5 protein-coding genes are annotated in these 7,401 nt (G+C 42.9%); 3 read left to right on the forward strand and 2 right to left on the reverse strand.

Annotated features, from left to right (window positions below; all coding sequences use genetic code 11):
- Positions 1-51 precede the first annotated feature (51 nt).
- Positions 52-1,725 carry an energy-dependent translational throttle protein EttA gene (gene ettA / locus AAEZ18_RS08560; RefSeq protein ID WP_011328882.1) on the reverse strand — a complete coding sequence of 558 codons (1,674 nt, stop codon included), beginning with the start codon at positions 1,723-1,725 and terminating at the stop codon, positions 52-54.
- 240 nt (positions 1,726-1,965) lie between these two features.
- Here ettA and metA point away from each other — a divergent pair, with 240 nt between their 5' ends.
- Genes metA through metH form a run of 3 tightly spaced genes read left to right on the forward strand, consistent with a single transcriptional unit; the run spans position 1,966 to position 6,625 of the window.
- Positions 1,966-2,913 (forward strand): homoserine O-acetyltransferase MetA, encoded by a 948-nt coding sequence (gene metA / locus AAEZ18_RS08565; protein WP_011328881.1) that lies wholly within the window; start codon positions 1,966-1,968, stop codon positions 2,911-2,913.
- Complete coding sequence (locus tag AAEZ18_RS08570) at positions 2,903-3,982, forward strand: homocysteine S-methyltransferase family protein (protein WP_011328880.1); 1,080 nt, start codon at positions 2,903-2,905, stop codon at positions 3,980-3,982. The genes metA and AAEZ18_RS08570 overlap by 11 nt, the downstream gene beginning before the upstream one ends.
- A gap of 12 nt (positions 3,983-3,994) precedes the next feature.
- Positions 3,995-6,625 (forward strand): methionine synthase, encoded by a 2,631-nt coding sequence (metH, locus tag AAEZ18_RS08575; protein ID WP_350549712.1) that lies wholly within the window; start codon positions 3,995-3,997, stop codon positions 6,623-6,625.
- A 135-nt stretch (positions 6,626-6,760) separates the two neighbouring features.
- On the opposite strand, the gene AAEZ18_RS08580 is transcribed toward metH, so the two are convergent.
- Positions 6,761-7,249, reverse strand: a complete 489-nt coding sequence (locus AAEZ18_RS08580; RefSeq protein WP_011328878.1) for an Sbal_3080 family lipoprotein — start codon at positions 7,247-7,249, stop codon at positions 6,761-6,763.
- Positions 7,250-7,401: the final 152 nt, after the last annotated feature.

Genomic DNA, 7,401 nt, shown 5'->3' on the forward strand with positions numbered 1-7,401 from the left:
GCCCTACATAAATGCAGGGCTTAATTATTGCCTAGAGCTTAAAATTAGCTATTAACCAATCTTTTTGTACTTAATACGCTTAGGTTGAGTTGCCTCAGCACCTAAGGTCTTTTTAAGCCACTCTTCGTACTCAGTGTAGTTACCATCAAAGAAGTTAATTTGGCCTTCGTCGCGGTAATCTAAAATATGTGTAGCAATACGGTCAAGGAACCAACGGTCATGCGATATACACATTACACAACCAGGAAACTCTAAAATAGCGTTTTCTAGTGCACGTAGTGTTTCAACGTCCAAGTCGTTAGTTGGCTCATCGAGTAGTAACACGTTACCGCCAGCTTTTAATAACTTAGCAAGGTGTAAACGGTTACGTTCACCACCCGATAGGTCTTTAACAAACTTTTGCTGATCGTTACCTTTAAAGTTAAAACGGCTAACGTAAGCACGGCTTGGGAACTCAAAATTACCAATTTTAAGTACGTCTTGCCCGTCAGATATTTCTTGGAAAACAGTTTTGCTTTCGTCCATACCGTCACGGAACTGATCAACCGTTGCAATGTGTACGCTTTCACCTATGGTGATGTTGCCGCTGTCTTGCTGTTGCTCGCCGCTGATCATTTTAAACAGTGTTGATTTACCCGCGCCGTTAGCACCAATAATGCCCACAATGGCACCTTTTGGCATGCTAAAGCTTAAATCGTCGATTAATACACGGTCGCCAAAGCTTTTACGTAAGTTAGTTATTTCAAGCACTTGATCCCCTAAACGTGGGCCAGGCGGAATAAACATTTCGTTGGTTTCGTTACGTTTTTGATAATCAGACTGCTGCATTTCGGTAAACTGCGCCATACGTGCTTTTGACTTAGCTTGGCGGCCTTTAGGGTTTGAACGAACCCATTCAAGCTCTTGCGCAATTGACTTTTGACGTGCTTTTTCAGATTTTTGCTCTTGTTGTAGGCGCGCATCTTTTTGCTCTAACCACGAAGAGTAGTTACCTTCCCATGGAATACCTTCACCACGGTCAAGCTCTAAAATCCAACCTGCTACATTATCTAGGAAGTAACGGTCATGCGTTACCGCCACAACTGTGCCTTCGTAATCGTGTAAGAAGCGCTCTAACCAGGCAACCGACTCAGCGTCTAAGTGGTTAGTTGGCTCATCGAGAATAAGCATGTCTGGTTTTTCAAGTAACAGTCGGCATATAGCAACACGGCGGCGTTCACCACCCGAAAGGTGCTCAATTTTAGCATCCCACTCAGGTAAACGTAGTGCATCGGCAGCGCGCTCTAAAACGTTGTCTATGTTATGACCATCGTGCGCTTGAATAACCGCTTCAAGCTCGCCTTGCTCTTTTGCAAGTGCGTCAAAGTCAGCGTCTTCCATGGCGTATTCGTTATACACTTCGTCAAGGCGTTTAAGCGCGTATTTAACTTCGCCAACAGCTTGCTCAACGATTTCGCGTACGGTTTTGCTTTCGTCTAAAACAGGTTCTTGCGGTAAGTAACCAATTTTAGTGCCTGGTTGTGGAAAGGCATCACCTTCAAAGTCTTGGTCAACACCGGCCATAATACGTAGCAATGTTGATTTACCAGAGCCGTTTAAACCAAGCACACCAATTTTAGCGCCCGGGAAAAAGTGTAACGAGATGTCTTTTAAGATAGTGCGCTTAGGTGGCACAACCTTAGAAACTCGACTCATCGAGAATATAAATTTATCAGGTAAAACCATGGAAAAAACCTTCAAATAATAATAAAAATTACAATGCTCTATTGTAGTGGTTGACGGGTGAGGCAGTCAACGAATGGCCAATTTTAAACCGACAAACAAACTATAAAGTGCACAAAAACGATTATAAAATAGGATGAAAAAAATTCATTTGGATATTTAGACATCTATACATCTATTGGTTGATATTTTTTCTTATCTGTTCATAATAAGTTTTCGGTTTTGATGAATAGGAGTAAAAGGATGCCAATTACAGTAAAAGACGAACTACCAGCTATTGCTCGCCTGCGCCAAGAAAACGTATTTGTAATGCCACAAACTCGTGCAAAAACGCAAGAAATTCGCCCCATGCGTTTGGCTATTCTTAACTTAATGCCTAATAAAGTTGAAACCGAAGTACAGTTTATTCGTTTGCTTGCCAATTCGCCCTTGCAAGTAAATGTAGAACTACTGCGTCTAGACACTCATCGCAGTAGCAGTAATTCAGAGCAGCACCTAGACACCTTTTATCGTTATTTTTCAGAAGTAAAAAACAATAACTACGATGCATTAATAGTTACCGGCGCGCCGCTAGCGCATTTAGAGTACCAGGATGTAGCTTATTGGGATGAGTTTACCGCAATTTTAGATTGGGCTGAGCAGCATGTTACGTCTACACTTTTTTCGTGTTGGGCAGCGCATGCAGCGCTTTATCATCATTATAAAATAAAGCGCGATTTAAAAACCGATAAACTGTGCGGCGTATTTACGCACCAATGTTACTTTGAACATGGGGCGTTAACGCGCGGCTTTGACGACACCTTTTTAGTGCCGCATTCGCGTTATGGCCATGTAGATGTAAATAAAATAAATGCTTGCAATGAACTAGTCGTGCTAGCGGGTTCTGAGAAAGTAGGTGCTTACTTAGTTAAAAATAAGTCGGGCAGCCAAGTGTTTATTACCGGCCACCCAGAGTATGACGCCGACTCGTTAAAAGCTGAATACCAACGCGATTGCGAAAAAAGCGACAATGCGCCCAAGCCCGAAAATTACTTTCCAGATGACGATGCAACTAAACAACCTTCAAAAACGTGGCAAAGCCATGCTTTTTTACTTTTTTCGAACTGGTTAAATTATTACGTGTACCAAACTACACCCTATGATATTAATTTAGTTAGCCAAGACGTAAGGACTAACAACTATGCCGAATAACCCTCTTAATAATGACCAAAATAAGCACGACGAACTAAGTGCAGCGTTAAAAGAGCGAATTTTAATTTTAGACGGCGCTATGGGCACTATGATCCAAGCACACCAATTAGAAGAGCAAGACTATCGCGGTGAGCGCTTTAAAGATTGGCATGTACTTATTCGCGGTAATAACGATTTACTAAGCCTTACGCAGCCTAAAATAATTACCGATATTCATCGTAGCTTTTTAGCTGCCGGTGCCGATATTATCGAAACCAATACCTTTAACTCCACCACCATTTCGATGGAAGATTACGACATGGCTAATCTAAGCCGTGAAATAAACCTAGAGTCGGCAAAATTGGCACGGCTACTTTGCGATGAGTTTAGTGCTAAAACACCCGAAAAACCACGTTATGTAGCGGGCGTACTTGGGCCAACGTCAAAAACTTGTTCATTGTCGCCCGATGTAAACGATCCGGGCTATCGTAATGTTACCTTTGATCGTTTAGTTACTGCCTATGTAGAATCGACCTTGGCACTGATGGAAGGTGGCGCCGATATTATTTTAATCGAAACCATATTCGATACCCTCAATGCTAAAGCTGCATCGTTTGCAGTAGAGGAAGCGTTTGAGCAAGCAGGGCGCACATTACCAGTTATGATCTCCGGCACTATTACCGATGCCTCTGGGCGTACGCTTTCGGGGCAAACTACCGAAGCCTTTTATAACTCTATTCGCCATATTAAACCGCTTTCTATTGGCCTTAACTGCGCCTTAGGCCCAGATTTACTGCGCCAATATGTGCAAGAGTTGTCGCGTGTATGCGAAACCTTTACCTCGGTGCATCCCAATGCAGGCTTGCCTAACGAATTTGGTGGCTACGACCTAGAAGCAAAAGAAATGGCAACCGAAATTATTGATTGGGGTAAGTCGGGCTTTATTAATATTGTAGGTGGTTGCTGCGGCACCACACCTGCGCATATTCGCGCCTTTGCAAAAGGGCTTGAAGGCGTTAAACCACGCCAGTTGCCAGAAATTGAAGTACGCATGCGTTTATCGGGCCTCGAAGCCTGTAACTTAAATTAAGGAGCCGCCAACATGACTCAAAAAATAGCAGTATTTACTAATGTCGGCGAACGTACCAATGTAACCGGCTCCGCCATGTTTAAACGTTTGATCATGGAAGAAGACTATGAAACCGCGTTAACAGTTGCTCGCGAACAAGTAGAAAACGGCGCGCAGGTAATTGATATAAACATGGACGAAGCCATGTTGGATTCAAAAGCCGCCATGGTTAAGTTTTTAAATTTAATTGCCTCAGAACCCGATATTTCTCGCGTACCTATCATGGTCGACTCCTCTAAATGGGAAGTAATAGAAGCCGGTTTAAAGTGCATTCAAGGCAAAGCCATTGTTAACTCAATTTCGTTAAAAGAAGGCGAAGAGCCGTTTATTCGTCAAGCCAAAACCATTAAACGTTTTGGTGCAGCGGCTGTAGTTATGGCCTTTGACACCGACGGCCAAGCCGCCACCGCCGATAGAAAGTTTGAAATATGTGAGCGTAGCTACAAAATATTAGTAGAAGAAGTTGGCTTTGCGCCCGAAGACATTATTTTTGACCCAAATATATTTGCTGTAGCCACAGGGATAGAAGAGCACGACAACTACGCGGTCGAATTTATTGAAGGCACACGGCGCATAAAGCAAAATTTGCCGCACTGTAAAGTGTCGGGTGGGGTGTCGAATGTGTCGTTTTCGTTTCGCGGTAATAACCCAGTACGTGAAGCTATTCACTCAGTATTTTTATATCACGCTATTCAAGCGGGTATGAATATGGGGATTGTTAACGCGGGGCAACTGGCGGTTTACGACGACATACCAGAAGAACTACGCAAAGCCGTTACAGACGTAATACTCAACACCGATCCAGGTGCAGGCGAGCGTTTAGTAGAGCTTGCGCCTAAGTACTCAGGCATGGCACAAGCTGAGCGCGTTGAAGATTTAGAATGGCGCAGTTGGAGCGTTGAAAAACGCCTTGAACATGCCCTTGTTAAAGGTATAACTACCTTTATAGACGAAGACACCGAAGAGTGCCGCGCAGCTGCCGCTAAACCTATTCACGTAATTGAAGGTCCGTTAATGGACGGCATGAACGTAGTAGGTGACTTATTTGGTGCAGGTAAAATGTTTTTACCACAAGTAGTTAAATCAGCCCGTGTAATGAAGCGCGCCGTAGCTTACCTAGATCCCTACATTGAGCTTGAAAAAGAAGAAGGTTCAACCAACGGCAAAATTGTAATGGCCACAGTAAAAGGCGACGTACACGATATAGGTAAAAACATTGTTGGCGTAGTACTGCAATGTAATAACTACGAAGTAATCGACTTAGGCGTAATGGTGCCTGCTGATAAAATACTGCAAACCGCAATCGATGAAAAAGCCGATATTATTGGTTTATCGGGGCTAATTACCCCATCGCTTGACGAAATGGTACACGTAGCCAAAGAAATGAAACGCCGTGGTTTTGAACTGCCGCTGTTAATTGGTGGTGCTACTACATCAAAAGCGCACACCGCTGTTAAAATTGAGCCTCAGTACGATAAAGGCGTAGTGTATGTGAGTAACGCCAGCCGTGCGGTGGGTGTGGTTTCAAACTTATTATCGAAAGAGCACAAAAGTGACTTTTTAGAAAAAACACAAGCCGAATACGTGAAAGTACGCGAGCAACAGGCGCGTAAAAAACCACGCTCAAAACCAGTGACAATTCAGCGTGCTCGCGATAACGCCGCAAAACTCGATTGGGATAACTACACACCACCAGTGCCTAAACAGCTTGGCGTGCAAGAGTTTAAAAATGTATCTATAACTACATTGCGTAAATACATAGATTGGACGCCATACTTTATGACCTGGTCAATTGCTGGTAAATACCCGCGCATAATGACCGATGAAGTAGTTGGCGAGCAAGCGCAAAGCTTATTTAAAGACGCCAACGACATGTTAGACGACCTTGAAAAAGCAGGCAGCTTGCAACCACTGGGTGTAATTGGTTTATTTCCGGCAAACCGCGTTGGCGACGACATAGAAATATACACAGACGAAACACGCAAAGAGGTGTTAACTACCTCGTGCCATTTACGCCAGCAAACCGAAAAAACCGATTTTGCTAACTACTGCCTAGCTGATTATATAGCACCCAAAGGTACGCCAGATTACTTTGGCGCATTTGCAGTAACGGGGGGGTTGGAAGAAGACGACCTAGCTAATGCGTTTGACGCCCAGCAAGACGACTACAACAAAATAATGATTAAAGCCGTTGCCGACAGGCTCGCCGAAGCGTTTGCCGAGTACCTACACGAGCAAGTACGTAAAGAATACTGGGGTTTTGCACCAGATGAAAACCTAGAAAACGATGAGCTAATACGCGAAAACTACCAAGGTATTCGCCCTGCGCCAGGTTACCCAGCGTGCCCAGAGCACACCGAGAAAAAGAAAATTTGGCAGTTGCTCGACACCGAAAAACGTATTGGCATGCAGCTAACAAGCTCGTACGCCATGTGGCCAGGTGCGGCCGTTTCGGGCTGGTACTTTTCGCACCCGGAAGCTAAATATTACGCCGTAGCCGCAGTACAAAAGGATCAGGTGGAAGATTACGCTAAACGAACTAATATGACGTTAGAGGAAGCTGAAAGGTGGCTATCGCCTAACTTAGGGTATGATCCGGAATAGAGCGGAGCGGTCAGTTATCAGTAAAACAAAAACGAGCCAAATTTGGCTCGTTTTTAACAACTATTGTGACCAATTAATTCAGTGTCTAGAATTAATTGGCCACAACACATTAATTTTATTATTCAATTTTTTAGATTAGTTTTTAGGTTGGCCACCAAGACAAATCAGTTCATTGGCTTCTTCTTTGCTCAAGTCACTTAGGAGTAAATCTAAGGTGATCTCAGTGCGTCGTTGGGCTGAACCAAACTTGTCAAAACCACCACACTTCACGGTGTCAATTTTTACCAGTGCGATAGTTTGGCTGTTGTCTTTTATCTCAATGTTCAAATAGCGCATATAACTAGCCATGTCCCACCACCAGTTTGCAGAGTAAGTCAGCTTAGGGTTATTTGTTACGTTAGAGTTAGACTGTGAAATATCGACAATTTGATATTTAAAGCCGTATTTATCTAACTTGCCAGCAATGATATGTTTAATTGAATCTTTAGTTTTACCATCATCGATTATTTGTATATTTTTGTTTGTTAAACTTTTTGAATCTAGTTTTTGAAGCTCAACAATTGCATTGTTAGCACAACCAGAGAGTAACAATATTGTAGATATAGCGGTGAAGCATCTTAACATTAAATTAATTTCCAATAATTATATAGATCTTATAAATAATACCATGGTAAAAATTAAACAGACACCCACCTTAACATTTGTAATATCAGTGTAATTAACTATGCTCTTTTTAGTGCAATAATTAAGCAGGGTGTCACATGGCTATCGCAAGA

Source organism: Pseudoalteromonas sp. 19-MNA-CIBAN-0066 (assembly GCF_040308705.1).
In the GTDB taxonomy this organism is placed as follows: Bacteria; Pseudomonadota; Gammaproteobacteria; order Enterobacterales; family Alteromonadaceae; genus Pseudoalteromonas; species Pseudoalteromonas nigrifaciens.